This window comes from Duganella sp. Root198D2 (assembly GCF_001428585.1).
Taxonomy (GTDB): Bacteria; Pseudomonadota; Gammaproteobacteria; order Burkholderiales; family Burkholderiaceae_D; genus Rugamonas.
Map to the genome: position 1 here is coordinate 190,588 of NZ_LMIC01000051.1, position 26,375 is coordinate 216,962.

Consider the following 26,375-nt stretch of genomic DNA (forward strand, 5'->3'; position numbering starts at 1 on the left):
GATGCGCTTTTAAGGTGGATAAAAAGAGCATTTTACCAGTGGATGCGCTAGACTGCGCCATCACCAATGGAGAATTGAATGAGTATCACTGTAGATGACGTCAAATCAGCACTGTCCAAAGTAATTGACCCTGATACCAATAAGGACTATGTCTCCTCCAAATCGGTTCGCAACCTGAAGGTCGAAAGCGGCGAAATCAGCCTGGATATCGAGCTGGGTTACCCGGCCAAGTCGCAAATCGAATCGATCCGCACCAACGTGCTGGCTGCCCTGCAGCCGCTGGGCGCCAAGGTCAACCTGAGTATCGCCAGCAAGATCATTTCGCACTCCGTGCAGCGCGGCTTGAAGCTGATGCCGAACGTGAAGAATATCATCGCCGTTGCCTCGGGCAAGGGCGGCGTGGGCAAATCCACGACTGCCGTCAACCTGGCGCTGGCGCTGGCCGCCGAAGGCGCCTCCGTGGGCGTGCTGGATGCCGATATCTACGGCCCGTCGCAGCCGATGATGCTGGGCGTTTCCGGCCGTCCGACCACGTCCGACGGCAAGACCATGGACCCGATGGAAGGCCATGGCATCCAGGTTTCATCGATCGGATTCCTGATCGACCCGGACGAGCCGATGGTATGGCGCGGCCCGATGGTCACCCAGGCCCTGCAGCAGCTGCTGGAGCAGACCAACTGGCGCGACCTCGATTACCTGATTGTCGACATGCCGCCCGGTACCGGCGACATCCAACTGACACTGTCGCAGAAGGTGCCGGTGACCGGCGCCGTGATCGTGACCACGCCGCAGGATATCGCGCTGCTGGACGCACGCAAGGGCCTGAAGATGTTCGAGAAGGTCGGCATCCCGATCCTGGGCGTAGTGGAAAACATGAGCACCCATATCTGCTCGAACTGCGGCCATGTCGAAGAAATCTTCGGCCACGGCGGCGGCGAGAAAATGTGCGCCGACTTCGGCGTCGACTTCCTTGGCGCGCTGCCTTTGAAGCTGGCGATCCGCGAGCAGGCCGATTCCGGCAAACCGACCGTTGTCGCTGAGCCGGATGGCGCGGAAGCCGCCATCTACAAAGCGATTGCGCGCAAAGTGGCAGTGAAGGTGGCCGAGAAGGCCAAGGATTTGAGCAGCAAGTTCCCGAGCATCGTCATCAAGCACGACTGATGCGCAGCGCCTTCCCACGCGCGGCCTTTGCCGCACTGGCCGGCCTCGCCGCGTTGGCGGGCTGCTCAGCGTTGCCTCCGTCCCCTGCGAACGTCAGGTCAACGTGGGTGCCGCAGCAGCACGCAGCTAGCGCGGAATTGCGCGGGCTGTCCGTCCTGAGCGACAAAGTCGCGTGGGCCAGCGGCGCCAAGGGTACTGTGCTGCGCACCGTCGATGGCGAGCATTGGACTTTGCTGGCAGTGCCTGGCGCCGAAGCGTTCGACTTCCGCGACATTGAGGCATTTGATGCCAATACGGCCATCGTGATGGGCGCCGGCCCAGGTGCCGCGTCGCGCATGTACCGTACGCGTGATGGCGGCGCCACCTGGCAACTGCTGGTCGTCAACAAGGACGCAGAAGGCTTCTGGGACGCGATGGCATTCTGGGATGCCCGCAACGGCATCGTTTTCGGCGATCCAGTAGGCGGCGCCTTCCAGGTCCTGCTGACGAACGATGGCGGCGAGAGCTGGCAGCCGGCAAATGATCCGCAAGGCCTGGCCGCGCTGCCGCAGGAAGGTGCCTTTGCAGCCAGTGGCACGTGCCTGAGCGCGGGCGTGGATGGCAATGCATGGTTCGTCACCGGCGGAGCGGCGCAATCGCGCGTCTTCCGCTCGGCTGACCGTGGACGCAGCTGGCAGTCGACAGCCTTGCCCATTCCCGCTGCTGCAGCAAGCAAGGGCGCTTTCTCGGTAGGTTTTGCCGGCCGAGGGCCGGGACTGGTTTCGGGCGGCGACTATAAAGAGCCTGCGCTGGGCACCCTGAACGGGGCAGTGAGCAGTGATGGCGGCGCACGCTGGTCGCCAGCGCAGATCCTGCCGGCCGGCTTCATGTCGGCGGTGGTGCCAGTGCCAGGGGCAAGCAACACCTTTGTCGCCGTCGGCCTGGCTGGCTCCGGCTACACCCGCGATGGCGGCAAAAGCTGGACAATTATCGAAAAGGAAACGAAACTGAACGCCGTTGGCTTTTCAGCTTCCGGCGCCGGATGGGCGGTCGGACCGAAGGGCTTGATCGTCAAATACGTTGGACCCCCTCTAAGATAAGGAGACAGACATGCAGAAAATCCTGGCGGCACTCGCAATGGCCCTGGTTGCCGGCACTGCGGCAGCGCAATCGGTGGACTTTACTGAGCCCAAGAGCGGCGCAGTCGTTAGCAGCCCGTTCAAGGTCAAATTCGCCGTCACCGGCATGGAAGTGAAGCCCGCCGGCTCGATGGACAGCAACACCGGCCACCACCACTTGATCATCAACGGCGACAGCATGAAGGTCGGCGAATCGATTCCCTTCGATGAAACCCACCTGCACTTCGGCAAAGGCCAGACCGAAACCGACGTCACCCTGCCGCCAGGCACTTACAAGCTGACCATGCAGTTCGCCAATGGCGCCCACCAAAGCTACGGCCCCGGCCTGTCGAAATCCATCACCGTCACTGTTAAGTAAAAAGTCGGGGTCAGGTCCGGCAATCGGACATTTTGTCCGATTGCCGGACCTGACCCCGACTTTCATTACGGTAGAATTACGCCTTTATATTTTTTCGCTTTCCATTCGAGATGACTCAAGTCCGTACCCGTTTCGCACCTAGCCCGACCGGTTTCCTGCACGTCGGCGGCGCGCGCACTGCGCTGTATTCCTGGGCCTTCGCCCGCCACTTCGGCGGCACTTTCGTGCTGCGTATCGAGGATACCGACCTGGAACGTTCGACCCCGGAAGCCGTGCAAGCCATCCTGGACGGCATGCAGTGGCTCGGCCTGGACCACGACGAAGGCCCGTTCTACCAGATGCAGCGCATGGACCGCTACCGCGAAGTCGTGGCGCAGATGCTGGCCGCCGGCACCGCCTACCATTGCTACTCGTCGCCGGAAGAGGTGCAGGCGATGCGCGACAAGGCGGCGGCGGCAGGCGAGAAGCCGCGCTACGACGGTACCTGGCGTCCGGAAGAGGGCAAGACCCTGCCGGCAATCCCGGCCGACCGCAAGCCGGTGGTGCGCTTCAAGAACCCGCTGGACGGCGACGTGACCTGGACCGACGTGGTCAAGGGGCCGATCACCATTGCCAATAAGGAGCTGGATGACCTGGTCATCGCGCGCCCCGACGGCACCCCGACCTACAACTTCTGCGTGGCAGTCGACGACTGGGACATGAAGATCACCCACGTGCTGCGCGGCGACGACCACGTGAACAACACCCCGCGCCAGATCAACATCCTGCGCGCGATCGGCGCCGAGCTGCCGCAATACGGCCACCTGCCGATGATCCTCGGTTCCGATGGCGCCAAGCTGTCCAAGCGCCATGGCGCCGTGAGCGTGATGGAATATCCGGCCCAGGGCTACCTGCCGGAAGCCATGCTGAACTACCTGGCCCGCCTGGGCTGGTCGCACGGCGACGACGAACTGTTCTCGATGGAGCAGTTCTGCCAGTGGTTCAACCTGGAGAGCCTGACCGCTTCGCCAGCCCAGTTCAACTACGACAAGCTGGCATGGGTCAACAACCACTGGATCAAGCAGTGCGACAACGCCCGCCTGGCTGAACTGGTCACGCCTAAATTGCTGGCCGAAGGTGGCAGCCTGGACGGCGCGCCTGAACTGCCGCTGGTGCTGGCCCTGCTGAAGGACCGCACCAACACCATCAACGAGCTGGCCGAAGCCGCAATGCTGTTCTACCGCGCGCCAAATCCGGATGCTGCCTTGATGACCCAGCATTACACCGATGCCGTGAAGCCAGCCGTAGCGGACTTCGCTGCCCGCATTGCTACCGTCGAGTGGACCAAGGAAGCCATCGCCGCCATGATCAAGGAAGTGCTGGCGGCGCACGGCCTGAAAATGCCTCAGCTGGCCATGCCGCTGCGCCTGATGGTGGCCGGCCAGCTGCAGACGCCTGCGATCGATGCAGTGCTGCAATTGTTTGGACGCGACACTGTGGCAGCCCGCCTGTCGAAGTTCGCGTAAATAATTTCGACAATCTTGCAAATTAGCATTTGCAATTCAAAGAAGGGCTGCTATACTTCTGTCTCCTTGCAAAACGGGGGTATAGCTCAGCTGGGAGAGCGCTTGCATGGCATGCAAGAGGTCAGCGGTTCGATCCCGCTTACCTCCACCAGTTTTGCGAAGGAAAAGCAGTAAAGTTAGTCCAGGGTCCCCATCGTCTAGAGGCCTAGGACATCACCCTTTCACGGTGAGTACCGGGGTTCGAATCCCCGTGGGGACGCCAAGAGCAGTAACAATCTGTGCCAGCATGGGGGTATAGCTCAGCTGGGAGAGCGCTTGCATGGCATGCAAGAGGTCAGCGGTTCGATCCCGCTTACCTCCACCAACGCGGCAGAGATTGAGTAGTAACGGAAAGTCCATATGGTCCCCATCGTCTAGAGGCCTAGGACATCACCCTTTCACGGTGAGTACCGGGGTTCGAATCCCCGTGGGGACGCCAGCTTTTCGCATTATGTTGTGCCCAGGGGGGTATAGCTCAGCTGGGAGAGCGCTTGCATGGCATGCAAGAGGTCAGCGGTTCGATCCCGCTTACCTCCACCAACAAGGCACAACGTAGCAATAGTCCAACAGGTCCCCATCGTCTAGAGGCCTAGGACATCACCCTTTCACGGTGAGTACCGGGGTTCGAATCCCCGTGGGGACGCCATAATTCTTCTTACTTCCATTTAAGCCTGCCTAAAAAACGTGCAAGCTTAACTCCTTTGCATCTTCGGTGTTTGCGTACTAATATGAGTTACGAACCCTGCACAGGAGGAAGTCATGGAACTTCGCGTGTTGCAATCGCATCGCTGGGTGGCGCGCCAGGCTGACTGGACGGCCGCAGCCATCGCCGGTTTCGGTGCCGGCGGTATCCTGATGTTAATGGAGTTGATGTGGGCCACCGTGCAAGGCGGTGACCGATGGCTGACAACCCGGATGGTAGCGGCGATGGTCATGGGCTGGGAGGTGCTGCAAAGCTCCGGCTACGACCTGGCAGTCGTGATTGCAGCGCTGGCAGTGCACTATATCCTCGGTATTACCTTCGCCATGATGCTGGCGGCAATCATCGCACCGTTCCAGCTTGATTCGAGCACGGGCCTGGTGGCGCTGACCGGTGCCGCGTTCGGCGTGCTGCTGTATGTGCTGAATTTCTACGGCATGTCCGGCGCCTTCACCTGGTTCGCCGATCTGCGAGGTTGGACAACCTTTGGCGCCCATGTCGTCTTCGGCGCCTGCTGCGCAGTGTTCTACCGCATGCTGGAGAGGCCGGAAAAACACGAGTGAATAAGCCTTAGCATTGCGCCCCGCCATTGAGCGGGGCGTAGCCGTGTGTAGTTTCCCCATAACTAACCGGGCTTATCATTATGGCGTTGGCAATCTCCCTCATCCTGATTGTTCTTGGCGCGATTATTTTTCACTGGCTCAGCCCATGGTGGCTGACTCCCATAGCCTCCAACTGGCAGGCGATGGACGATGCTTTGATGATCACACTCGTGATCTGCGCCGCCCTCTTCATCATCATTCACCTGTTTGTCGCCTACGCCGTGGTCAAGTTCCGCCATCGCGAGGGCCATCGTGCCGCGGCGGAATCGCATAACCGCAAGCTGGAATGGTGGCTGATCGGGGCCACCTCGCTCGGTATCGTGGCGATGCTGGCACCGGGCTTGAACGTTTATGCCAAGCTGATTTCCCCGCCGGCAAACGCCAGCGTGTTTGAGGTCATGGGCAAGCAGTGGGATTGGCATTTCCGCCTGCCGGGCAAGGACGGCAAGCTTGGCGCGACGGACGTGCGCTTCATTAATGCCACCAATCCTTTCGGCATCAATCCGCAGGACCCGGCCGGGCAGGACGATGTGCTGGTCGACGGTAGTGAAATCCATATCCCGCTTGACCAGCCGGTGAAAGTGCTGTTGCGTGCGCAGGATGTGCTGCACGATTTCTACGTGCCGCAGTTCCGCACCCGCATGAATATGGTGCCGGGCCTGGTGACCCAGTTCTGGCTCACGCCGACGCAAACCGGGCGCTTCGAAGTGCTGTGCGCGCAGCTGTGCGGAGTGGGGCACTCGAATATGCGCAGTGCCGTGGTGGTCGAGGAGCAGGCAGTCTACGAAGCCTGGCTGGCCAAGCAGCCAACTTTCAGCGGCCATGGCGCGGTGGGTGGTGTCGGCGGACCTGCGGAGCCGGGCAAGCAGGGCAGGTTGATCGCGCAGTCGAAAGGCTGCGTGGCGTGCCATAGCGTTGACGGCGCACCGGGCGTCGGCCCGAGCTGGAAAGGTTTGTTTGGCAAGCAGGAGGCGCTGGAAGGCGGCACCACCGTGGCGGTGGATGAGGCCTACCTGAAGCAATCCATCAACGACCCCAAGGCCAAAGTGGTCAAGGGCTTCCCTAACATCATGCCGCCCAACCAGCTGAGCGATGAGGAAATGGCGGCAATGATCGACTACATCAAGACGGTACGCTGAGGAGACCTCGCATGTCTTATGGTGAACAGCACGGCCACGACCACGATGATGGGCACGACCACGCGCCGACCAGCTTCTGGACCAAATATGTCTGGAGCCAGGACCACAAGGTGATCGCGATCCAGTACACGCTGACGGCGCTCTTCATCGGCACGGTCGGCCTGATCCTGTCGGACCTGATGCGGCTGCAGCTTGGCTTCCCCGGAAAATTCCAGTTCATCGACCCGAACAGCTATTACCAGTTCATCACGATGCACGGCATGATCATGGTGGTGTACCTGCTGACGGCATTGTTCCTCGGCGGCTTCGGCAATTACCTGATTCCCCTGATGGTCGGGGCGCGCGACATGGTGTTCCCGTTCCTGAACATGCTCTCTTACTGGTTCTACCTGTTGGCGGTTGTGGTGCTGTGCGTGAGCTTCTTCGTGCCCGGCGGGCCGACCGGCGCGGGCTGGACGCTGTATCCACCGCAAGCGATCTTGCCGGGCACGCCGGGCGTTGAGTGGGGCATTATCGTCATGCTGGTTTCGCTGGCGATCTTCATCGTCGCGGCTACCATGGGCGGCTTGAACTATGTGACCACGGTGCTGCAGGCGCGTACGCGCGGCATGACCCTGATGCGCATGCCGCTGTCGGTGTGGGGCATTTACGTGGCCACCATCCTGGCGCTGCTGGCATTCCCGGCACTGTTCGTCAGCGCGGTGATGATGTTGTTCGATAAGACGCTGCACACCAGCTTCTTCATGCCGGCCCTGGTGTCGATGGGCCAGCAGCTTGACTACAAGGGCGGCAGCCCGCTGCTGTTCCAGCACCTGTTCTGGTTCTTCGGCCACCCGGAGGTGTACATCGTCGCCTTGCCGGCCTTCGGCGTGATCTCCGATCTGATCAGCGTACACGCCCGCAAGTGCATCTTCGGCTACCGCATGATGGTGTGGGCCATCGTGATCATCGGCGCCTTGAGTTTCGTGGTGTGGGCGCACCATATGTACGTCAGCGGCATGCATCCTTGGTTCGGCTTCTTCTTCGCCACCACGACCCTGATCATTGCCGTGCCGACTGCGCTGAAAGTCTATAACTGGACCCTGACCCTGTGGCGCGGCGACATCCATTTGACGGTGCCGATGCTGTTTGCATTGGGCTTTATCAGCACCTTCCTGATTGGCGGGCTGACTGGCCTGTTCCTTGGTAACGTCAGCGTAGATATCCCGCTGTCGAATACCTACTTCGTGGTGGCGCACTTCCATATGGTGATGGGCGTGTCGCCGGTGCTGGCGGTGTTCGGCGGGCTGTATCACTGGTACCCGAAAGTGACCGGCCGCATGTACAGCGAAACGCTGGGGCAGGCGCACTTCTGGATCACCTTCATCGGCGCCTATGCGATCTTCTTCCCGATGCATTACCTCGGCATCCTCGGCATGCCGCGCCGTTATTACGCTTACGAGAATTACGCCTTCATCCCCGAATCGGCGCATACGCTGAATGCCTTTATCTCGGTGGTGGCGCTGATTGTCGGCGTGGCGCAATTGCTGTTCCTGTTCAACCTGGCGTGGAGTGCGCGCAAGGGCGCGGTCGCGGGCGGGAATCCGTGGCGCGCGGCCAGCCTTGAGTGGTACACCCCGCAAACCCCGCCCGAACACGGCAACTGGGGGCCTGAGCTGCCATCCGTGCACCGCGGGGCCTATGAATATGGTGTCGACGGCCCTGGCGCTGGCGGCGATTACATCCCGCAGAATGCAGGGCCGGAGTACGGCCCGGATCCGCATGCCCCGCCGCCGCATCCCAAGGCGCGCATGACCCATCATGATCCGGTGGAGGTGCCGAAATGAGCGCCGATGCTGCGTTGAGGGCTGGCGGCAGGATTCCCGGACTACCCGGCGGCGATGGCGGCCAACGCAATCCGCAGGATGCGCGCCGCATCGGATTGTGGGTCTTCATGGCGGTGGTCACCACCCTGTTTGGACTGTTCGGCGTAGCGTACATGATGCGCGCCGCCTATGAGGACTGGCGCCCCATCGCTTACGTGCCATGGCAGCTTTACGGAAGCACCGGGCTGCTGGTGCTGTGCAGCCTGAGCTGGGAATTGGCGCGGCGCCATGTCGCTGCCGGCCGGCGCGAGGCAGCGCGCAGCGCTTCGATTGGCGCGTTGCTGCTGTCGGCCGTGTTTGTGCTGTGCCAGTTCAACGCCTGGCAGGCGATGATGGCCGCTGACTACGGCGTGGCTGCGAATCCTGCCAACAGCTTCTTTTACCTGATCACCGGCCTGCATGCGCTGCACGTGATGGGCGGCATGGTGGCGGGCGCGTTCGCCGTGCGCAGGGCAGGGCAGGCGATCGGCCTGTGCGCACGGTACTGGCATTTCCTGTTTGTCCTCTGGCTGGCGGTGTTTGCCTTGCTCTACCTGGTGACGCCGGAACTGGTCAGGGCCTTCTGCACAACGATAGGCATTCCAGTGAGGTGAGGTATGGATACCGGCACCAACGATTTGAAAGGCTTTGTCTCCGACTGGGCGGGCGACCGCGTCGCATTCCGCGTCCCGTGGGGCAAGGCGATGATGTGGATCTTCCTGCTTAGCGACACCTTCATCTTCGGCACCTTCCTCACCGGCTATATGTCGGTCCGCATGGCCACCACCGCGGCGTGGCCGAATCCCAGCGAAGTTTTCTCGCTCACGATCGCCGGCACCAGCTATCCGCTGATCCTGATTGCGATCATGACCTTCGTGCTGATTACCAGCAGCGGCACGATGGCGATGGCGGTCAACTACGGCTACCAGCGCAACCGCAAGATGGCGGCGGCCTTGATGCTGGCGACGGCGGGCTTTGGTTTGCTGTTCGTCGGCATGCAGGCTTTTGAATGGAGCAAGCTGATACACGAGGGCGTGCGGCCATGGGGCAATCCGATGGGTGCGGCGCAATTCGGCTCATGCTTCTTCATGATTACCGGCTTCCACGGGCTGCACGTGTCGGCGGGCGTGATCTATCTGTCGATCATCGCGCGGCGCGTGCTGAACGGGCATTACGAGAAAAAGGGTTATGACATCGTCGAGATCACCGGGCTGTATTGGCACTTTGTCGACCTTGTCTGGGTATTCATCTTTGCATTGTTCTATCTCTGGTAGGAGGCCGCCATGTCCGAAGCTACCGCAGCACATCAACAGCACCCGATAGGAACCTACGTCAAAGTCTGGATCCTGCTGTTCGTATTGAGCTTCTTCTCATACCTGGTGGACTTCTTCCACTTGCAGGGTTTGTTGCGCTGGTCGCTGATCCTGGTGTTGATGGCGCTGAAAGCCGGCTTTATCGTTGCCGTCTTCATGCACATGAAGTGGGAGAGGCTGGCGCTGATCTTCGCAATCACCTTGCCGCCACTGGCGATTCTCGTGCTGGTGGGGATGATGTCGGCGGAGTCACATTATGTGAATGCAAACCGCACCGAACACTTCGCAGTTGCGCCCTTGAAATGAGGCTTGCACGCTGATATAATTCGCGCACGCTTTTACGACGTCCCCATCGTCTAGAGGCCTAGGACATCACCCTTTCACGGTGAGTACCGGGGTTCGAATCCCCGTGGGGACGCCAAGTCATTTCAAAAGCGCAGTGCAAGTCCAGGGTCCCCATCGTCTAGAGGCCTAGGACATCACCCTTTCACGGTGAGTACCGGGGTTCGAATCCCCGTGGGGACGCCACAGATTAGAATGAAGCCGCCTAGTGCGGCTTTTTCATTTTCCGGCTTATGACATCCAGCTTGTCCCTCCATCTATTTTGCAAAGTTGTCGATAACTTCGGCGACATCGGCATCTGCTGGCGCCTCTCGCGCCAACTGCAGCGCGAGCATGGCATCGCCGTCACGCTGTGGGTCGATGACTTGCGTTCATTCCAGCGCATGTGTCCGCAGGTCGATGTGACGGCAGGGCTGCAGCTGGTCGAGGGCATCACCGTGCGCCATTGGGCTGCGCAGGATGGCGAATTCACGCCGGACGACGTGGCCGACATCGTGATTGAATTCTTCGCTTGCGACATCCCGCCTGGCTATATCGCTGCGATGGCGCAGCGGCCGGAGCGGCCGGTGTGGCTGAACCTCGAGGGCCTGAGCGCGGAAGAGTGGGTGGAGGGCTGCCACAGCTTGCCATCCAAACATCCGCGCCTGCCGCTGACGAAGTACTTCTTCTTCCCGGGCTTTACCGAAAGGACTGGCGGGCTCTTGTACGAAGAGGGGCTTGAGGTTGCGCGCCGCGCCTATGTCTCCGATCCCGCTGCCGTATCGGCATTCCTGTCGTCGCTGGGTGTAACGGACGCCGAAGCGGCGGCAATCAAGGTATCGCTTTTCTGTTATCCATACGCCCCGGTCGCCGCGTTGTTCGCGGCGTGGCGCGATGGCGGGCAGCCGGTGGCTTGCCTGGTGCCGGAGGGTGTGGCGAGCGACGCCGTCGCAACCTTCCTCGGCCAGCCAGCACTGCCTGGCGCGGCGCGCAGCGAAGGCGCGCTGACGGTGCGCGTATTGCCGTTCGTGCCGCAGCAGGATTACGACAGGCTGCTGTGGTCCTGCGACCTGAATTTTGTGCGCGGCGAAGATTCCTGGGTGAGGGCGCAATGGGCTGGGAAATCCTTCATCTGGCACATTTACGCGCAGGATGAAAACCTGCACCATAAGAAGCTGCGCGCTTTCCTGCAGCGATATGCGGCCGGCAGCGCGTTCGATGAGTTCTCGCTGTGCTGGAACGGCGCCGGCGCAGGCGTAGGCGACTGGCCAGCCTTGTGGAAAGCCCTCGCAGCGGCAATGCCTGAAATTTCGGCAAAGTCGTCACAATGGCAACAGAAAATCCTGGCCAACGGCGATCTGGCCACGAATTTGACTAAATTTTGTGCATCGCTCAGGTAACACATTAGAACCCCGTGCTATAATGCGCGGTTACTGCAACTCCCCTTAACCGGTATATATTCGCTATGAAATTCGCAAAAGAGATTCGTGTCGGCAACATCATCATGGTTGAAGACAAGCCATTCATCGTTCTGCGTTCCGACGTCAACGGCTCGTCCCGCACTGGCTTCACCTACAAATGGAAGATGAAGAACCTGCTGACCGGCTCCCCGCTGGAAAACGTGTTCCGCGGCGACGACAAGTTCGACGTGGTTGTTCTGGACAAGAAGCCAGTGACCTACTCGTACTTCGCTGACCCACTGTTCGTCTTCATGGACGAAGAGTACAACCAGTTCGAAATCGAAGAAGAGAACATGGGCGAAGCCGTCAACTACCTGAAAGACGGTATGGAATGCGAAGCTGTCTTCTACGACGGCAAGGCAATCTCGGTTGAACTGCCAACCACCATCGCACGCCAGATCATTTACTCGGAGCCAGCTGTCAAAGGCAACACCTCCGGTAACGTGACCAAGGAAGCGAAACTGGAAAACGCCATCGAAGGCCGTAACTTCTCGATCCAGGTGCCACTGTTCGTGTCGCAAGACGACGTGGTCGAGATCGACACCCGTACCCACGAGTTCAAGAAGGTCGTTCGCGGCTGATTGCAGCTGTTTGTTGCAATTACGCAATACGAAGCCCGCGCAAGCGGGCTTTTTTGCTTTTCGGCAGTATTAATTACTTGCAAACTGCTGGTATTCTACTGGTTTGTGCTTTTCTTGATTGAGGGCGTACCAGATGGATCGAAGGGGGTTCGTGAAGTTGGGGTTGGCTGCCGGCGGGGCGGCCAGTTTGCCGCGTACGCAGGCCGCAGTGCCGTCCGTGCTCGATGCCGGAGTCCAGCATCAGCAAGAGCTGATGTCCGCCAATAAGCTGACCTCGCACGCACTGACCTCGCAGTACCTGTCGCGCATCAATACGATCGACAAGTCCGGCCCCCGCATCAATTCCATCATCGAGATCAATCCGGAAGCGCTGAAGATCGCGCGCGAGATGGATCGTGAGCGCCACCAGCGCCGTGTGCGCGGCCCGCTGCACGGCATTCCTGTACTCCTGAAAGACAATATCGCGACAGCTGACCGTATGAGCACCACCGCCGGATCGCTGGCGCTGGCCGGCGTGCGGGCGGCGCGCGACTCCCACGTGGCGGCGCGCTTGCGCGCGGCCGGCGCGGTCATCATCGGCAAGACCAATTTGAGCGAATGGGCGAATATGCGCTCGAACCATTCGGTCAGCGGCTGGAGCGCGCGCGGCGGCCTGACGCGCAACCCTTATTCCCTGGACCGCAACTGCAGCGGCTCCAGTTCCGGTTCCGGCGCTGCGATTGCAGCCGGCCTGGCGACGCTGGCTGTCGGCACCGAGACCGACGGCTCGATCGTGTCGCCCGCATCGATCTGCGGCCTGGTGGGCATCAAGCCGACCATTGGGCTGGTAAGCCGCAGCGGCATCATACCAATCGCCCATTCGCAAGACACGGCCGGCCCCATGGCGCGCAGCGTTTCGGACGCGGCGCTGATGCTGGCCGCAATGGCAGGCGTTGACGCTAGCGATCCGGCGACGCAGGATGGCGCCGGCAAGGCGGCTGATTATTCGGCCGCCCTGAAGCGCGACGCCCTGCGCGGCAAGCGCCTCGGCGTTGCCCGCAATTTCTTCGGCGGCAGCGATGGTGTCGATGCCGAAATCGAGAAGGCGCTCGAAGCGCTGAAGGCGCAGGGTGCAATCCTGGTCGATGTGCAGGTGCCGAACACGGAAAAATACGGCGACAGCGAAACCGAAGTGCTGCTGCACGAATTCAAGGCCGACCTGGCGGCCTACCTGCGCGACTATGCGCCGAACGCGAAGGTCAGGAACATGGCCGACCTGATCGCTTTCAACCGGCAGAATGCCAAACAGGAGATGCCGTATTTCGGCCAGGAGTACCTGGAACGCGCCGAAGCCAAGCCGGGCCTCGACAGCCAGGCCTACCAGGATGCGCTGGCCAACAACCGCCGCTACTCGCGGGAAGAGGGCATCGACCTGGTGCTGAAAGCGCACGAACTGGACGCGCTGGTCGCGCCGACCGACGGCACCGCATGGCTGACGGACTTCATCAACGGCGACCACTATGGCAAGAGTTTCTCTTCGCCTGCGGCGGTAGCGGGATATCCGCACATCACGGTGCCGGCAGGTTATGTGCGCGGCTTGCCGATCGGCCTGTCCTTTGTCGGCACGGCATTCAGCGAAACGGCCTTGATCGGCATGGCTTACGCATTCGAGCAGGCGACGATGGTGCGCCGCGCACCACAATTCCCCGCCAGCGTCTCGATCCGCCCCTGAATGTCCACTTCGGGGTCAGGAAGCAAAGTGGGCATTTCCGTTAGGAATGTCCACTTTTGTTCCTGCCCCCAAAGTGGACATTGTTAGACTTCGATAAAGCGCATCTTGAAGTTGCGGCCTTTGAAGCTGCCGAAGTCGCCTCCCTTGATAGTGCTGGCGGCCTTCAGGCGGTCGAAGGCGTCGTGGGCGATGCGGCGGTCGAGTGCGACGTAGGTCTGGAATTCGGTGACGTTGATCTTGCCGACTTGTTCCTTGGTCAGGCCGCCGTCGCCGCACAGCGCGCCCAGCACGTCACCGGCGCGCAGCTTTTCCTTCTTGCCGCCGGAGATGCACAGCGTCAGCATCGGCGCCGGTTCGGCGTTCACGAATTCGTCTTCGGCCAGCCCCTTGAAATCGTGCCATTCGACGGGGGCGCCCTGGTACTCCTCGATCAGCTTGACCCACTTCTTCTCGTTCGGGGCGCACAGGGTCAGCGACAGGCCTTTCTCGCCGCCGCGGCCGGTGCGGCCGATGCGGTGGATGTGGACTTCGGTGTCGCGCGACACGTCGGCATTGATCACCGCTGCCAGGTTGGCGATATCGAGGCCGCGGGCGGCGACGTCGGTGGCGATCAGGATCGAGCAGCTGCGGTTGGAGAACAGCACCAGGACTTCATCGCGCTCGCGCTGTTCCAGTTCGCCGTACAGCGCCAGCGCCGAGAAGCCTTCCGCGTGCAGTTCATCCAGCAATTCCTTGCAGTGCACCTTGGTGTTGCAGAAGACGATGGCGGAAGCCGGCTGGTAGTGCTTGAGCAGCTTGCCGACGGCCTTGTCGCGCTGGTCGAAGCCGATCTCGTAAAAACGCTGCTCGATCTGGCCGCCGCTGTGCTGTGCTTCCACCGTCACTTCGACCGGATCGGCCAGGAAGGCTTCGGTGGCCTGGCGAATGTCGTCCGGATAGGTGGCGGAGAACAGCAGGGTCTGACGGCGCTTGGGGCAGGCGCGCACGATGCCGGCGATTTCGTCGTAGAAGCCCATGTCCGTCATGCGGTCCGCTTCGTCCAGCACCAGGGTGCGCACATTGGACAGGTCGAGCGATTCGCGCGACAAGTGGTCGCGTACGCGGCCCGGCGTGCCCACCACAATGTGGGCGCCGAATTCCAGCGAGGCGATTTGCGGGCGCATCGGCGTGCCGCCGGTCAGCACCACCACCTTCACGTTGGGCACGCAGCGCGCCAGGCGGCGCAATTCGTTGGCCACCTGGTCGGCCAGCTCGCGGGTAGGACAGAGCACCAGGCTTTGTACTGCGAACCAGGCGGTATTCAGGTTGCACAGCATGCCGATGCCGAATGCTGCGGTCTTGCCGCTGCCGGTCTTGGCTTGCGCAATGAGGTCGCGGCCTTCGATGATCGATGGAAGGCTTTGCGCCTGGATCTCGGTCATTTCGCGGTAGCCCAGCGAGTCCAGGTTGGCAAGGAGTTTTTCGGACAGTGGCAGGGTGGCGAAAGAGGTCATTTTTTAGTCCTGCCGCCAGATGGGCAGGCCGGTGAGGTCCAGGTTGGGATCATTTTGCCAGATCGGCAGGCCGCTGGCGTCGGTTGGCCCGAGTTCGCCCAGCAGTTCAAGTTGTTCCTGTTTGCGCGGAGAGCGGCGTACGCGCGGCGGCGGGGGAAGCCTGGCTTCCGCCGTCATCGGCTCGGCAGGCTCGAAGCCTGGCAGGTCGATTGTCGCGTTGTCTTTTTTATCTCTCATTATCCGTCGCAGAAAACAAAAGCCCGGCTGAATCAGTCGGGCTTCCTTTTTAGAACCGGAGGATTGTATCACGGGCAACCATCTCAACGGAAGGCGAGGGCTCCCGTCAGGTCGCCCGGCGGCAGAGCACCGCGCTCGGCGAAGGCCTTATTGCGCTCGGCCAGGCCCTCCAGCAATGGCAGGCCATGCAGGCGGGTGATGAAGCGCAGGATCGAGGTGGTGTCGTAGAAGCTGTGGTCCACGGTGGACTTCTTGGCGAACGGCGACACGATAATCGCAGGGATGCGCGAGCCGGGACCCCAGCGGTCGCCCGTCGGCGGCGCCACGTGGTCCCACCAGCCGCCGTTTTCGTCGAAGGCCACCACCACCACCATGTTTTCCCACTGCGGCGATTTCTTCAGGTGCTGCAGGACGTTGACGATGTGCTGGTCGCCCGATTCGATATCCGAGTAGCCGGCGTGCAGGTTCAGGTTGCCCTGCGGCTTGTAGAAGCTCACCGCAGGCAGCTTGCCCGCCACCACGTCGGCCAGGAATTTGTTCGAGATCGGGCTGTCACCCAGGCCGCCATCGCGGATGTGGGCGGAGCGTGCGGCGGTGCCAGGGGCGAACTGTTTGAAATAGTTCAGCGGCTGGTGGTGGTATTGGAAGTTCGGCTTGGTGCCGCCGCCCTTGTGGTCCAGCGCGGCCTGGAAAGCGCCGCCATACCACGCCCAGCTTACCCCTTTGCGCGACAGCAGGTCGCCGATGGTGTCATACGTCTGCGGCGGCAGGTAGCTCGGGTCTTCCGCATTGGCGTGCAGTGGATCGCCGCCCGGCGCCGGGCGCACCCAGCTTGGCTGGTAAGGCGGAGCCATGGTGTTGACGGCGAATCCGTCGGGCGTGATGGCGCCGTCGTTGACGTAGTGCGGCCGGCCTTCCATTGCCGATTTCGGGCTCTTTGGATCAAGCGCCAGGGTGCGGCCGGTCGGACCATCGGACAACACGGCGATCTTGCGCTTTGCTGGGCTGTTGGCGGCGTCCGGGTAGACCGGGCAGCGGCCGGAGACCAGGAACTGGTGGTTCAGGTAAGAGCCGCCGAAGGCCGCCATGAAGAAATTGTCGCACAGCGTGTACTGGCGCGCCACCTGCCACAAGCCGAGGTTCTTTTCCATCTCGCTGTAGTAGCCCATGACCATGCCGCCGGTATTGCCCCAGGCGACGAAGCTGTCGTTCTTGCCGCCGTTGATCTGCATCTGGTTCTGGTAGAACAGGTGCCACAAGTCGCGCGTGATGACGGATTCTGGCAGCGGCTTGCCTTCGGCGTCGACCAGCTTGAACGGCGCGTTGGGCAGGCCGCTAAGCTGGTCTTCTTTCAGTTCATAGCGTTTGCCGGCGATATCCTGCGGCACCGGCACCAGGCCGCCCCAGACTTTCGGCAATGTCGGCAGGATGCTGCCGTCGTAGTCGCGCTGCTGGTAGTCGGCTGGCTTCAGGGCCGACATCGGCGATGCCAGGCCAGGAAAGTCGGCAAACAGGTTGTTGAAGCTGCGATTCTCGAGGTAGATCACCACCACGTTCCGGATGTTGGCCTGCAGCTTGTCGTCCAGTGAGGCAGCCCTGGCCGGCTGGGTTGCCTTCGAGGCCGGGGCGGCAGTCACGCCGGCCAGGCTGGCTGCAAGGCCGGCCGCACCGGCCGCCTGGAAAATGCGGCGGCGCGCCGGGCTGGCCGGCAGGTCTGGGGTCACCTTCTTTGTTTCGTCGTTCACGCGTTGCTCCTGCTGTTCTTGTCGCGTGCAATTGTGACAGTTCGATTACAAAAAGGCGAGGGTGCCGCGCTGGTAGGTCTCGCGCACTTCGGCAATGGGCAGGTGGGACGAGGAGTACAGCACTGCAGCGTGTTCGAACAGCGCGGTTGGCGACAGCAGCATGGTGCTGGAGAATGTGCGGCGATATGGCGCCAAGGGTTGCACCACCTTGCCGAATGGCGTGTCGGTTTCGTCCAGCAGGCGGTTCATTTCGGGCGTCAGGCGGCTTGGGACATACCAGTTGTCCGCCTCCGAGAACAGGTGGCTGCCGCAGTAAAGCTGCACGCGGCGGTATTTGATGTCTGTGACGGGCACACCCAACCGGGCAAGCGTTTCGGCGCTGGCGGCTTTGCTGTTCCCGCGCACCAGGCGGGCCACGACTTTCGGTGCTGCGGCCATGGCGTGGTCGGCGCACCATTTTTCCAGCGTCAGCGTGGCGCTATTGCTGGCCAGGATGTCGGCGCTTAGCTTTTGGGCGAGGAGGTCGGGCGAATTGGCGGGCGTCGCGCATGCCGCCAGCAGGGGCAGGGCTGCAAGGTAAGGAATTATCCGCATTGGTGCACCCGGAAATGAAAAAAGCCGTTGCATGGGCAACGGCTTTTTGAATCTGGTTGCGGGGACAGGATTTGAACCTGTGACCTTCGGGTTATGAGCCCGACGAGCTGCCAGACTGCTCCACCCCGCGTCTGAGGCAAGCATTATAGCTCGCACTTCTTACTTCCGCAAGGTCGATTTATGCGATTCCCAAACGCCACAGTGAAGTGGTCTCTGCCGAGCGCGCTTCATGCAGGGGATCGCTGGCGTCGCCGGCTTTCGGGTGGACTGGGCGGGCGTCAAGGCGGCCCAGTACCTTCAGGCCGGCGGCAGCGATCCATGCTTCCAGTTCCGCGCGCGACCGCAGGCCGAGGTGCTCGGCCAGGTCGGACAGGATCAGCCAGCCTTCGCCTTGCGGTGCGAGGTGTGCCTTCAGGCCGGACAGGAAGCCGCGCAGCATGCGGCTGTCGGGGTCGTAGACCGCGTGCTCAACCGAGGAATTCGGACGGGCGGGCACCCATGGCGGGTTACAGACCACCAGCGGCGCCTGGCCAGGCGGGAACAGGTCCGCTGCCAGCAATTCCACCTGGCCGTCCAGCATCAGGCGGGACAGGTTGTCGCGCGCACAACTCAGGGCGCGGCGGTCCATATCGGTGGCGACCACGCGCTTCACACCGCGCTTGGCCAGCACGGCGGACAGCACGCCGGTGCCGGCGCCGATATCGAAGGCCAGTTCCGCAGCCCCTTTCGGCAGCGGGGCATCGGCCACCAGTTGCACGTATTCGCCGCGCACCGGCGAGAACACCCCGTAATGCGGGTGGATGCGTTCGCCCAGCGCTGCCACCGGCACGCCGGCCTTGCGCCACTCGTGGGCGCCGATCAGGCCTTGCAGTTCGCGCAGGGAAATCACGAAGGCATCTTCGCCGCGGCCGTAAGCCTCATTGCAAGCCTGCGCGACGTCGGGTGCACGGCGCAGGGGAATGCGGTAGCCGGGTTCGAAGGGAATCAACAGCATGGCCAGGGTGCGGGCGCGCTGCGACTGGGCCTGGCGGTGCAGGTGGAAGGCTTCGGTAGGGCCAGTCGGCGATTTGGCGGCGGCGGCCTTACGGCCCTTGCCGCCTTTGGCCTTCTTAGGGTCGGCGCGGCGGGCCAGCGCTTGCAGCAATTGGCGCGCGTTGTGGAAATCGCCGCGCCACAGCAGGGCAGTGCCTTCGCAGGCGAGGCGGTAAGCGACGTCGGCGTTCATGGTGTCGTCGGCAACCTGCACGCGCTTGGGCGGCGGGTTGCCCGATTCGGAATGCCAGCGCGCGGAGCGCGGCTCGCCTTGTTCTGTCCAGTAGATTTCTTGCATAGTGGCCAATGTGTAAACGAAGAAATTCGGGGTCAGGTCTGGCAATCGGACAAAATGTCCGATTGCCAGACCTGACCCCGAATTTCAAATCAGGAGGCTGTCATTATACGCGCGCTCAGGCGGCTGGCGGTTCCTCTGGGGCCGGGGCGATTGCCGGTGCAGGCGGGGCGATATCGGTCGCCGCTGGATCGGTTTCCTCGCTTGGCGGGTCGATCTCGCCGTCACGGGCGGCTTTGGCGGCGTGCGCCAGTTCGGCAGCCTGGCCAGGTTCGGATTGCAGGCGGCCGTAGGCCTTGGCTTTCTCGCTGGCGTTGGCCGGCAGGTAAGTGTCCAGCGACGATTCGGAATCGACCAGCTTGAGCAGGCGCATGGTCAGGTTGCCGGCATCGCTTTCCTGGCCTTGTTCGTCCTGCTGCTTGAGGGTGGCGCTGATATTGCGGTCCATCAGGCGGAACAGGTCGGCCAGGCTGCCGGGGAAGTCGATATCCGGGAATTCCACTTCCGGCAGCGGCATGGCCGGATTCTGCCCGGCCTGGTCCTGGCGGCGCCCAGGCACACTGGATGCCGCGCCGGCGCTCATGGTGGCTTCATACTGGATTTCCACTTCAAAGCTCAGCTTGCGGCCGTCGGCGGTCGTGATGGTGCCTTTGCCGAGGAAATGGGAATTTTCGCTCAGGCTGAAACCGAAAGCGTCAGTCACGCCATCGGCACCTTCGGCATGCAGGGCGCCGGCGGCGAAGCTGGCGTTCGATTCCAGTGCCACGGAGTCGAAGGAGATCTTGGCCCCCTTGGCGTTGTCGCCGAGCAAACTTTTTGCAAAGCTGCCGATCAGGTCCTGTGCCATGTCGACAGTCCGGTTGCCCAGCTGGTCGACGCGTTTTTGCAGGTCGACGGCATTGCTGGACAAGGAAACCGCGCTATCCGCATTCACATCCCTCACCGCGTTGGCGCGCGAAGGCTTGCTTTCCGCCTGCGAGGTGGCCGGGGATGTGGAAGTGTTCTGGTACTGGCGTGGGCCGATGGAATTCAGTGGGTTCATGATAGGCAACCTTTAGGGGCACTACCCCTGATACGGCAAGTTTCCGAATTTCTTGAGCTTTATCAATGATGATGAGTCCACAAACCGTTCGATTCGAGATAGGACTTGACCGCTTCCGGGGCGCCGGTGGCGTGCAGCTTCACTTCGCCACAGGTACAGACACCATAGTACGGCGTTATGTGCGAGCACGCAGATGTTTTCTGCAATGCAACTTTAACCGCTTTGCTGCATTTCGCGCATTTGAAAGTGAGGGTGCGTGGGGCTTTCAGGAACATGGCCAGGACTCCGGGCAAAAGGACGATTTTATCAGGCCAAGATATCGATCGTAGATTGCTTTTCGGAAAGGTCGTATCCGCGCTGGACTTGTTGTTGCTTTGCTGAAATCTCGGCCTGGGCTTGCAGGGCCATCTGGCCGGCGCTGGCGGCCACGCTGCGGTCCTGGCCGGAAGGATCGGCAGGCGCCAGGGCTGCCGCCTGCACCTGGCGTGCTTTGGCGATGGTTTCTTCCGGCGTGCGGCCGGGCGAGGTGTCGATATTGACCTCGCCGCCAACGGCGTAATTCACGCCGTCCGGGCCGCGCTGGTAAGTATAAGTGGCGCCGGAGGTGGCAAGGCTGCCCGCTGCGGCAAGGTGGGCTTGCTCATGCTGGCGGACCTTGAGGTCGCGCGTCTTGAGCTGGTCGATTTTTGCCTGGTCTTCGGGGGAATATTGCAGCTGGGCTGCCTGGGTGCTTTCACTGCGCGTGGCGCTGCGCGCAGGTGCGCTGGCCTGCGGCGCATAGGTGCTTGACGATTGAATGGCGCCGATTCCCATTTACACATCATAACAAATTGGCTGGCGTATTCCGTCAACTGCCGGCCAGTTCCTGCGTTGAAGGAGTGACCGTCATGCCGATGGAGGTTTACGATGGATAAGTCGAAGCAACCGAGCAAGGAAGCAGTGCGCAGCTGGCTGCAGTCGCGCCAGCAAGAACGCCGTCCTTTGCCCGACCCGCAGCAGATCCGCCGTGAACTCGGTTGGGAAATGGTGCGCGCCGAACAGGACCAGCGTACCTGGCGTTTAGCTGACTGACACTGCGCTGCGGCCGTTGGCAGCCGGCTGCACCACGATCCTGGTGGCGATCCGTTCGGTCATTTCCTGTACGTGGGAGATCACTCCCACCTTCCTTCCCATCGACTGCAGTCCATCCAGAGCGTCCATTGCGACGCGCAGGGTCTCCGCATCCAGGCTGCCGAAACCTTCGTCGATGAACAGCGATTCGACGCGCACGCGGTTGGACGACAACGAGGCCAGGCCGAGCGCCATGGCCAGCGAAACCAGGAACGACTCACCGCCGGACAGCGAGTGAACCGAGCGTTTTTCATCGCCCATGTGCAGGTCGCGTACCAGCAGGCCGAGCGAAGGCTGGGCGGGGTTGTCGATGCGTTCGAGCTGGTAGCGCGGCGCCAGTTGCGACAGGTGGGCGTTGGCATAGCCGAGCAAGACGTCCAGCGTGAATTGCTGGGCGTAGTTGCGGAACTTCTTGCCGTCGGCGGAACCAATCAGCTCACTCAACTGTGCCCAGCGGCGCTCTGATTCCTGTTGGCGGGTGATGCCGGCCAGCAGCGCTTCGGCGGACTTGCGGCGGGCGTCGTCCTGCGCCAGTTGCAGCTTGAGGGCGGCGGCGTGATCCTGGGCCTGCTTGCGTTCTTCCTGCAGTGCCGCCAGCGCCTGTTCCAGCTCGCCGGCGTTGCCTGGTTCTCCGGCTGGCGCACTTGCCAGGTGTTCGGCGTGCTGGGTTTCGCGCTCGGCCTGCACGGCCTGGGCCGAGGCCAGGGCCTGGTCGAGCGCCTGGATGCTGCTGCGCTCGTCGCGCATCGCCTGCGGGGAGTGGGCGAGCAGGGCGCGCAGCGTGTCCAGGCTTTCGATGCCAAGCGACTGGTGGTCTTTGAGCCAGGCATGCAGGCGCGTGGAAGCGCTTTTCGCAGCGGTATCGAGCGCTGCGAGGCGCAGCCTGGCCTGTGCGAGGGCTTCATCGGCGCGGGTGCGCTGCTGGGCGGCATGCTGTGCCGACTCCTGGCGCATCTGCAGTGCGGCGCGGGCGGCGTCGACCGCCGCGCGCAGTTCGGCCTCCACCTCGCGCACAGGGCGGCCTTGCCATAGCCCCTGGCGTTCGGCTGCTGCAGCGTCGCGCGCAGCGCGGGCGGCATCGGCGGCGGCTTGGGTTGCGCGGGCATCGGCTGCGCTGCGTTCCAGGGCGGCGCGCAAGGCCTGGAGTTCGATGGCGATGGCGGCAATGGCGGCAGTGCGCTCGTCCGCCGACTGGCGCTGCGCCAGCCACTGCCTGCTTTCGCGCGTGCGCTGTTCGTGGAAGCGCGCCGGACTTTCCTTCCATTCGTCCTGCCAGCCGGTGCGCGCCAGCGGCGCGTCAAGCTGGTCGAGCAGGTTGGCAATTTGCAGTGCGGTGTCGATGCGCTGCTGGTCCAGGGCTTGATGCTGCGCTTCCGACTGAGCCAGGGCGGCTTGGGCGGTGGACAAGGCTTGCTGCTGGCGGCTGCACTCGGCTGCCGCTTGCTCGCATGCGGTTTGCGCCACTTCGCGGGTGCGGCTAGCCTGGCGTTGGGCGTGCTCCTGGCCCTCAAGTGCGCGTAACGCCGCCTGCAGCGCGTCGGCCTGCGCCGCCAGCCAGGCCGGGACGTCGCCGCCGGCGGCAGCCTGGCCGCCGTGTGCGGCCAGGGCCGTGTGTGCAGCTTGCCAGCGCGCCTCGGTGGCGGCGAGGGCATTGCTGATGCTGTGCTGTTCGACGCCGATCGCTGCCAATTGCTCGACGCTGGATTGCAGGCGGGCCTGCTGCTCGGCCTCATGCTTCATATTGCGTTGCAGCCTGTCGCGGCAATCGTGCACTTCGGCTTGCAATTGCGCCAGCATGGCGTGCAGCGGGCCGTCTTCGTTGCGGTAGGGATGCGCGTGCGATCCGCATACGGGGCAGGGGGCATCGTCCTGCAACGCTGCGCGCAGCTTTTCGACGTTCTCGCCGGTGGCGGCTTCTGCCAGCTTCAGCGAGCGCTCGGCCTGGGTCGAGGCGGCGACGAGTGCAAGGTTGGCCTGGCGGGCGGCGGCGACTTCCGCCTCGGCGCTGTCGCGGGCCGTTTGCAGCGACGTGCAGCGTGTCGCCAGATCCAGCCGGCGCGTGCCGAGTTGCGCCAGTTCTTGCCAGGCGGCGCTGGCATCGGCCAGCAGCGCGCGGCACTGGTCGAGTCGTTGCCGTTGCTGCGCATGGCTGTCGGCGTCAATGCCGGCCAGCGCTTTCGCAGCTTGTTCGCGCTGGAATTCGGCCTGGCGCAGGCGCTCGCTGGCTGCATCCAGGCTGTTGCGGGCGTGCACTTCGTCCTGACGCTGGCGGGTCGCTGCCTGCTGCACGGCGGCCAAGGACTGCGAGTGTTTTTCGGCACGGTCGGCCTGTTGGCTGGCTTGCGCAAACAGGACGTCCCAGCGCGCCCAGTCGCGCGCCACGGCCGACCAGTGTTGGTGCGCGGCCAGCCATTGCACGGATGACTGCTGTTCGTCGGCGAGGGCCGTTTGTTGCGCTTCACGCGCGGCCAGGGCGGCCTGGGCGGCAGCGTCGGACTGGGCTGCCGCGTCGCGGGCGCTGGCGGCTTGGCCGAAGGCGGACTGCAACGATTCCAGGCGCGTATCGAGTGCTTTTGCCTGGTCCAGCAGTGGCGCTGCAGCTTGCTGCGCATTTTCTGCTGCGGCCAGCGCAGCGCCGGCCTGCTGGACCTCGCCGGCCAGGACTGCCAGCGCCAGGCGGGTACGTTCGGATTCCTGCTCTGCGATCGAAATCGCGGATTGGGTGGCGGCGCGTTCGGCCGCAAGCCGCACTACCTCGTCGTCCAGTGCGCGTGCCGGCTGCACCGCATCCAGCTGCGCCAGCAGGGCACGACGCGGCGCGGCGGCGTCGGCTTCATGCCGCCGCTGTTGTAAATGCTCGCGCGCCTGCTGCACTGCCGCGGCCAGGCGTTCGGCTTGCTGGTGCCAGCGCAGCTCGGCTTCCAGTGCGCCAAGGCGCTGTGCCGAGGCGTGCAGCGCTGCGTCGGCGGCGTCGGACTGGGCGAGGATGTCGGCGCGCTGCTCCGCCGACAGCGGTTGCTGGTTTGCCAGGCCGGCGCTCAGTGTTTTCAATTCCAGCTCTTCGGCGCGCCAGCGTTCAAAGGCTCGCTTTGAAATCTCGCTGTAAATGCCGCTGCCGGTCAGGGTTTCGAGCAGGGTGCCGCGCTCGTCGTCCCTGGCCTTGAGGAAGGCGGAGAACTCGTTCTGCGCCAGCAGGACGGCGCGCGTGAACTGGTCGAAGGTCAAACCGATACGCTGCACGATCTCGGCCATGACTTCAGTCTTCTTATGGCCCAGTGGCTGCTGGCCCGGCAGTTTTTGCAGCGTCATCGCGCTTGGCTGCAAGGCGCCTGTAGCCTTGGTGCGGGCGCGCCGCACGCTCCAGCGCGCGCGATAGGACTCGCCGTCGTTGCCGACGAAGTCGACTTCAGCCCAGCCTTCGGCGGCGCCGCGGCGCAGCAAGGTGCGCGGGTCCTGCGAGGAGACCGGGTCGCCGACATCCGGCGTTTTGCCTTCAGCCTTGTGAAGGCGTGGCGTGTCGTCGTACAGCGCCAGGCAGAGGGCGTCGAGCAGGGTGCTTTTCCCGGCGCCGGTTGGACCGCTGATCGCAAACAGGCCGGCGTCGGACAACGGTTGGGCGGTGAAGTCGACCGAGAACTGGTCGGCCAGCGAGGCAAGGTTCATGCCGGAGATGCGCAGGATCCTCATGGACGCACCAGTTCCGCAAAGGCGGCCAGTTGTTCGGGCGGCGCTTCGGTACCGTAACGCAGCTGGTAAAGGCGCTTGAAAATGTCGTCCGGCTGCAGAGTGGCCAACTGGTCGAGCGACAGCGCGGCCTCCTCAAAGGATGCGCGGGCCGCGCTGGATGTTTCGATTTTCGCCAGCCGTACCGGTTTGCCTTGCAGGGCTTCTTCGATGGCTGCGCGCAAACCGGGCTCCGGCGCGGCGAGCCTGATGCGAACTTCGAGCAGCGGCTGCTGTTCCAGCGGGACGTCCGGCAGTTCCAGCGCGGCCAGGGCGGTTTTCACTTCCTGCAGCGGCGCCGGTTTTTCCGGCACACGCAGCAATTGCACCGCACGCGGAACCGGCAGGGCCGTGATTTCGCCGACCTGTGCGCCTTGCAGGTCAATGCGCAGGACCTGGTGCGTGTAGCTGGTTTCGGCAAATGAGAGGGGAATCGGGCTGCCGCAGTAGCGGATATGGGCGTGCGGGCCAACTTGCTGGGCAAGGTGCAGGTGGCCCAGGGCCGCGTAGGCGATAGGCGGCGGGAAAATGCCGGTTGGGAGCATCTCCGTGCCGCCGATCACGATGCGGCGTTCGGATTCGGCCGACATGGTGCCGTTGACCATATGGCAGTGGCCCATGGCGACAATGGCCTGGCTTTGGGAGGCGCGGCTGCCTGCCAGTTCCAAAGCCTGGCGGTACAGCTCCGCAATACCGGCGAGGTAGGGATCGGCCTGCGGCGCCGCATCTTCGCCGTCTGCGGCTTCCTGCGGCGCCAGCCGTGGCACGTCCCCATGGCGCAGGAAGGGAACTGCAAGCACCCAGGCGGCGGTGGCACCGTCCTTACCGGTCAGCGGCACCAGCATGCGCTCGATGGCGAGACTGCCGTCGGCATCGCGGTGCGGGTAGCCGATCACGGTGGTGCCGTGAACTTCCAGCAAGGGACCGGGAGCTTCGAGGCGGCCTGGCGAATCGTGGTTGCCTGCAATAACGACAATATCGAGCTGCGGCGCGCGGGCGCGGGCCTGCTGCAGGAAGGTGTAAAGCTGGCGCTGCGAGGCCGCCGATGGATTGGCGTTATCAAAAATATCGCCGGCCACCAGCAGGGCATCGGCTTGTTCGGACACGATGGTATCCAGCAGCCAGTCCAGGAAACGCTGGTGCTCGTAGTGTCGGTCAAAATTATGCAGCGACTGGCCAAGGTGCCAGTCGGAAGTGTGCAGCAGGCGCATGAAATGTAAAGCAGGGCGAGGGAAGCGCAAATATAGCGCAA

At 62.8% G+C, this 26,375-nt stretch carries 24 protein-coding genes and 9 tRNA genes; 22 read left to right on the forward strand and 11 right to left on the reverse strand.

All coding sequences use genetic code 11. The features are described 5' to 3' along the window. The first annotated feature begins 78 nt into the window (after nucleotides 1-78). The 21 genes from apbC (at nucleotide 79) to ASE26_RS29310 (ending at nucleotide 13,852) form a co-directional block, all read left to right on the forward strand. On the forward strand, nucleotides 79-1,161 hold the full coding sequence (gene apbC, locus ASE26_RS29210) for an iron-sulfur cluster carrier protein ApbC (protein WP_055936146.1): 1,083 nt from the start codon (nucleotides 79-81) through the stop codon (nucleotides 1,159-1,161). Further along, on the forward strand, nucleotides 1,161-2,240 hold the full coding sequence (locus tag ASE26_RS29215; RefSeq protein ID WP_055936148.1) for a hypothetical protein: 1,080 nt from the start codon (nucleotides 1,161-1,163) through the stop codon (nucleotides 2,238-2,240). Before apbC ends, ASE26_RS29215 begins: the two co-directional genes overlap by 1 nt. A gap of 10 nt (nucleotides 2,241-2,250) precedes the next feature. After that, a complete protein-coding gene (locus ASE26_RS29220; RefSeq protein WP_055936151.1) occupies nucleotides 2,251-2,637 on the forward strand; it encodes a DUF4399 domain-containing protein in 387 nt (128 codons plus the stop codon). Nucleotides 2,638-2,747: 110 nt separating this feature from the next. Continuing rightward, a complete protein-coding gene (gene gltX / locus ASE26_RS29225) occupies nucleotides 2,748-4,142 on the forward strand; it encodes a glutamate--tRNA ligase (RefSeq protein ID WP_057247393.1) in 1,395 nt (464 codons plus the stop codon). A 75-nt stretch (nucleotides 4,143-4,217) separates the two neighbouring features. Beyond that, nucleotides 4,218-4,293, forward strand: a tRNA-Ala gene (locus ASE26_RS29230). A 35-nt stretch (nucleotides 4,294-4,328) separates the two neighbouring features. After that, nucleotides 4,329-4,404 (forward strand) — tRNA-Glu (locus tag ASE26_RS29235). A 26-nt stretch (nucleotides 4,405-4,430) separates the two neighbouring features. Then, nucleotides 4,431-4,506, forward strand: a tRNA-Ala gene (locus ASE26_RS29240). A 38-nt stretch (nucleotides 4,507-4,544) separates the two neighbouring features. Further along, nucleotides 4,545-4,620: transfer RNA gene (locus tag ASE26_RS29245), tRNA-Glu, on the forward strand. Between the two features lie 25 nt (nucleotides 4,621-4,645). Continuing rightward, a tRNA-Ala gene (locus tag ASE26_RS29250) sits at nucleotides 4,646-4,721 on the forward strand. A 30-nt stretch (nucleotides 4,722-4,751) separates the two neighbouring features. Continuing rightward, nucleotides 4,752-4,827 (forward strand) — tRNA-Glu (locus ASE26_RS29255). Nucleotides 4,828-4,940: 113 nt separating this feature from the next. Continuing rightward, entirely contained in the window at nucleotides 4,941-5,444 is a 504-nt protein-coding gene (locus ASE26_RS29260; protein ID WP_055936156.1) for a hypothetical protein, read from the forward strand. A gap of 80 nt (nucleotides 5,445-5,524) precedes the next feature. Then, nucleotides 5,525-6,622, forward strand: coding sequence for a cytochrome c oxidase subunit II (locus tag ASE26_RS29265; protein ID WP_055936159.1), 1,098 nt, complete (start codon nucleotides 5,525-5,527; stop codon nucleotides 6,620-6,622). A gap of 11 nt (nucleotides 6,623-6,633) precedes the next feature. Further along, a complete protein-coding gene (ctaD, locus tag ASE26_RS29270) occupies nucleotides 6,634-8,448 on the forward strand; it encodes a cytochrome c oxidase subunit I (protein ID WP_055936162.1) in 1,815 nt (604 codons plus the stop codon). After that, on the forward strand, nucleotides 8,445-9,080 hold the full coding sequence (locus tag ASE26_RS29275) for a cytochrome c oxidase subunit 3 (RefSeq protein WP_156398161.1): 636 nt from the start codon (nucleotides 8,445-8,447) through the stop codon (nucleotides 9,078-9,080). The genes ctaD and ASE26_RS29275 overlap by 4 nt, the downstream gene beginning before the upstream one ends. A 3-nt stretch (nucleotides 9,081-9,083) precedes the next feature. Then, entirely contained in the window at nucleotides 9,084-9,740 is a 657-nt protein-coding gene (locus ASE26_RS29280) for a heme-copper oxidase subunit III family protein (protein ID WP_055936165.1), read from the forward strand. Between the two features lie 9 nt (nucleotides 9,741-9,749). Beyond that, the gene (locus ASE26_RS29285) at nucleotides 9,750-10,085 is read left to right on the forward strand and encodes a cytochrome C oxidase subunit IV family protein (RefSeq protein ID WP_055936168.1); all 336 of its coding nucleotides are present in this window, start codon (nucleotides 9,750-9,752) and stop codon (nucleotides 10,083-10,085) included. Nucleotides 10,086-10,124: 39 nt separating this feature from the next. Then, nucleotides 10,125-10,200: transfer RNA gene (locus ASE26_RS29290), tRNA-Glu, on the forward strand. Nucleotides 10,201-10,231: 31 nt separating this feature from the next. After that, a tRNA-Glu gene (locus tag ASE26_RS29295) sits at nucleotides 10,232-10,307 on the forward strand. 47 nt (nucleotides 10,308-10,354) lie between these two features. Next, the gene (gene earP, locus ASE26_RS29300) at nucleotides 10,355-11,500 is read left to right on the forward strand and encodes an elongation factor P maturation arginine rhamnosyltransferase EarP (protein ID WP_055936171.1); all 1,146 of its coding nucleotides are present in this window, start codon (nucleotides 10,355-10,357) and stop codon (nucleotides 11,498-11,500) included. A 65-nt stretch (nucleotides 11,501-11,565) separates the two neighbouring features. Further along, nucleotides 11,566-12,141: an elongation factor P gene (locus tag ASE26_RS29305; RefSeq protein ID WP_055936174.1), complete on the forward strand. Its 576-nt coding sequence runs from the start codon at nucleotides 11,566-11,568 to the stop codon at nucleotides 12,139-12,141. 133 nt (nucleotides 12,142-12,274) lie between these two features. Then, on the forward strand, nucleotides 12,275-13,852 hold the full coding sequence (locus tag ASE26_RS29310; RefSeq protein ID WP_055936177.1) for an amidase: 1,578 nt from the start codon (nucleotides 12,275-12,277) through the stop codon (nucleotides 13,850-13,852). Between the two features lie 83 nt (nucleotides 13,853-13,935). Here ASE26_RS29310 and dbpA read toward each other — a convergent pair whose 3' ends face one another. The 9 genes from dbpA to ASE26_RS29350 all read right to left on the reverse strand — a co-directional run bounded on the left by dbpA (nucleotide 13,936) and on the right by ASE26_RS29350 (nucleotide 21,103). Then, nucleotides 13,936-15,345 (reverse strand): ATP-dependent RNA helicase DbpA, encoded by a 1,410-nt coding sequence (gene dbpA / locus ASE26_RS29315; RefSeq protein WP_057247394.1) that lies wholly within the window; start codon nucleotides 15,343-15,345, stop codon nucleotides 13,936-13,938. A 3-nt stretch (nucleotides 15,346-15,348) separates the two neighbouring features. Continuing rightward, nucleotides 15,349-15,582, reverse strand: coding sequence for a hypothetical protein (locus ASE26_RS29320; RefSeq protein ID WP_055936184.1), 234 nt, complete (start codon nucleotides 15,580-15,582; stop codon nucleotides 15,349-15,351). An 83-nt stretch (nucleotides 15,583-15,665) separates the two neighbouring features. Beyond that, nucleotides 15,666-17,327, reverse strand: a complete 1,662-nt coding sequence (locus ASE26_RS29325) for an acid phosphatase (RefSeq protein ID WP_057247395.1) — start codon at nucleotides 17,325-17,327, stop codon at nucleotides 15,666-15,668. 45 nt (nucleotides 17,328-17,372) lie between these two features. Further along, a complete protein-coding gene (locus ASE26_RS29330; RefSeq protein WP_057247396.1) occupies nucleotides 17,373-17,921 on the reverse strand; it encodes a hypothetical protein in 549 nt (182 codons plus the stop codon). Nucleotides 17,922-17,974: 53 nt separating this feature from the next. Beyond that, nucleotides 17,975-18,051 (reverse strand) — tRNA-Met (locus ASE26_RS29335). A gap of 48 nt (nucleotides 18,052-18,099) precedes the next feature. After that, the gene (locus ASE26_RS29340) at nucleotides 18,100-19,251 is read right to left on the reverse strand and encodes a class I SAM-dependent methyltransferase (RefSeq protein WP_055936447.1); all 1,152 of its coding nucleotides are present in this window, start codon (nucleotides 19,249-19,251) and stop codon (nucleotides 18,100-18,102) included. A 115-nt stretch (nucleotides 19,252-19,366) separates the two neighbouring features. Next, nucleotides 19,367-20,290, reverse strand: coding sequence for a hypothetical protein (locus tag ASE26_RS29345; protein ID WP_055936195.1), 924 nt, complete (start codon nucleotides 20,288-20,290; stop codon nucleotides 19,367-19,369). Nucleotides 20,291-20,352: 62 nt separating this feature from the next. Next, nucleotides 20,353-20,565 (reverse strand): hypothetical protein, encoded by a 213-nt coding sequence (locus tag ASE26_RS30380; RefSeq protein ID WP_200953850.1) that lies wholly within the window; start codon nucleotides 20,563-20,565, stop codon nucleotides 20,353-20,355. 31 nt (nucleotides 20,566-20,596) lie between these two features. Continuing rightward, a complete protein-coding gene (locus ASE26_RS29350; protein WP_057247398.1) occupies nucleotides 20,597-21,103 on the reverse strand; it encodes a putative metalloprotease CJM1_0395 family protein in 507 nt (168 codons plus the stop codon). Nucleotides 21,104-21,196: 93 nt separating this feature from the next. Here ASE26_RS29350 and ASE26_RS31315 point away from each other — a divergent pair, with 93 nt between their 5' ends. Beyond that, nucleotides 21,197-21,361 (forward strand): hypothetical protein, encoded by a 165-nt coding sequence (locus ASE26_RS31315; protein WP_200953851.1) that lies wholly within the window; start codon nucleotides 21,197-21,199, stop codon nucleotides 21,359-21,361. On the opposite strand, the gene ASE26_RS29355 is transcribed toward ASE26_RS31315, so the two are convergent. Both ASE26_RS29355 and ASE26_RS29360 read right to left on the reverse strand, forming a co-directional pair. Then, nucleotides 21,350-25,087: an AAA family ATPase gene (locus ASE26_RS29355; protein WP_057247399.1), complete on the reverse strand. Its 3,738-nt coding sequence runs from the start codon at nucleotides 25,085-25,087 to the stop codon at nucleotides 21,350-21,352. The two genes, ASE26_RS31315 and ASE26_RS29355, sit on opposite strands and share 12 nt — an antisense overlap. Then, nucleotides 25,084-26,334 carry an exonuclease SbcCD subunit D C-terminal domain-containing protein gene (locus ASE26_RS29360; RefSeq protein ID WP_057247400.1) on the reverse strand — a complete coding sequence of 417 codons (1,251 nt, stop codon included), beginning with the start codon at nucleotides 26,332-26,334 and terminating at the stop codon, nucleotides 25,084-25,086. Before ASE26_RS29360 ends, ASE26_RS29355 begins: the two co-directional genes overlap by 4 nt. Nucleotides 26,335-26,375: the final 41 nt, after the last annotated feature.

Excerpts from the sequence above, each read along its gene's own strand:
- apbC (WP_055936146.1), top strand. The coding sequence starts at position 79 with ATGAGTATCACTGTAGATGACGTCAAATCAGCACTGTCCAAAGTAATT.
- ASE26_RS29215 (WP_055936148.1), top strand. The coding sequence starts at position 1,161 with ATGCGCAGCGCCTTCCCACGCGCGGCCTTTGCCGCACTGGCCGGCCTC.
- ASE26_RS29220 (WP_055936151.1), top strand. The coding sequence starts at position 2,251 with ATGCAGAAAATCCTGGCGGCACTCGCAATGGCCCTGGTTGCCGGCACT.
- gltX (WP_057247393.1), top strand. The coding sequence starts at position 2,748 with ATGACTCAAGTCCGTACCCGTTTCGCACCTAGCCCGACCGGTTTCCTG.
- ASE26_RS29260 (WP_055936156.1), top strand. The coding sequence starts at position 4,941 with ATGGAACTTCGCGTGTTGCAATCGCATCGCTGGGTGGCGCGCCAGGCT.
- ASE26_RS29265 (WP_055936159.1), top strand. The coding sequence starts at position 5,525 with ATGGCGTTGGCAATCTCCCTCATCCTGATTGTTCTTGGCGCGATTATT.
- ctaD (WP_055936162.1), top strand. The coding sequence starts at position 6,634 with ATGTCTTATGGTGAACAGCACGGCCACGACCACGATGATGGGCACGAC.
- ASE26_RS29275 (WP_156398161.1), top strand. The coding sequence starts at position 8,445 with ATGAGCGCCGATGCTGCGTTGAGGGCTGGCGGCAGGATTCCCGGACTA.
- ASE26_RS29280 (WP_055936165.1), top strand. The coding sequence starts at position 9,084 with ATGGATACCGGCACCAACGATTTGAAAGGCTTTGTCTCCGACTGGGCG.
- ASE26_RS29285 (WP_055936168.1), top strand. The coding sequence starts at position 9,750 with ATGTCCGAAGCTACCGCAGCACATCAACAGCACCCGATAGGAACCTAC.
- earP (WP_055936171.1), top strand. The coding sequence starts at position 10,355 with ATGACATCCAGCTTGTCCCTCCATCTATTTTGCAAAGTTGTCGATAAC.
- ASE26_RS29305 (WP_055936174.1), top strand. The coding sequence starts at position 11,566 with ATGAAATTCGCAAAAGAGATTCGTGTCGGCAACATCATCATGGTTGAA.
- ASE26_RS29310 (WP_055936177.1), top strand. The coding sequence starts at position 12,275 with ATGGATCGAAGGGGGTTCGTGAAGTTGGGGTTGGCTGCCGGCGGGGCG.
- dbpA (WP_057247394.1), bottom strand. The coding sequence starts at position 15,345 with ATGACCTCTTTCGCCACCCTGCCACTGTCCGAAAAACTCCTTGCCAAC.
- ASE26_RS29320 (WP_055936184.1), bottom strand. The coding sequence starts at position 15,582 with ATGAGAGATAAAAAAGACAACGCGACAATCGACCTGCCAGGCTTCGAG.
- ASE26_RS29330 (WP_057247396.1), bottom strand. The coding sequence starts at position 17,921 with ATGCGGATAATTCCTTACCTTGCAGCCCTGCCCCTGCTGGCGGCATGC.
- ASE26_RS29340 (WP_055936447.1), bottom strand. The coding sequence starts at position 19,251 with ATGCAAGAAATCTACTGGACAGAACAAGGCGAGCCGCGCTCCGCGCGC.
- ASE26_RS29345 (WP_055936195.1), bottom strand. The coding sequence starts at position 20,290 with ATGAACCCACTGAATTCCATCGGCCCACGCCAGTACCAGAACACTTCC.
- ASE26_RS30380 (WP_200953850.1), bottom strand. The coding sequence starts at position 20,565 with ATGTTCCTGAAAGCCCCACGCACCCTCACTTTCAAATGCGCGAAATGC.
- ASE26_RS29350 (WP_057247398.1), bottom strand. The coding sequence starts at position 21,103 with ATGGGAATCGGCGCCATTCAATCGTCAAGCACCTATGCGCCGCAGGCC.
- ASE26_RS31315 (WP_200953851.1), top strand. The coding sequence starts at position 21,197 with ATGGATAAGTCGAAGCAACCGAGCAAGGAAGCAGTGCGCAGCTGGCTG.
- ASE26_RS29355 (WP_057247399.1), bottom strand. The coding sequence starts at position 25,087 with ATGAGGATCCTGCGCATCTCCGGCATGAACCTTGCCTCGCTGGCCGAC.
- ASE26_RS29360 (WP_057247400.1), bottom strand. The coding sequence starts at position 26,334 with ATGCGCCTGCTGCACACTTCCGACTGGCACCTTGGCCAGTCGCTGCAT.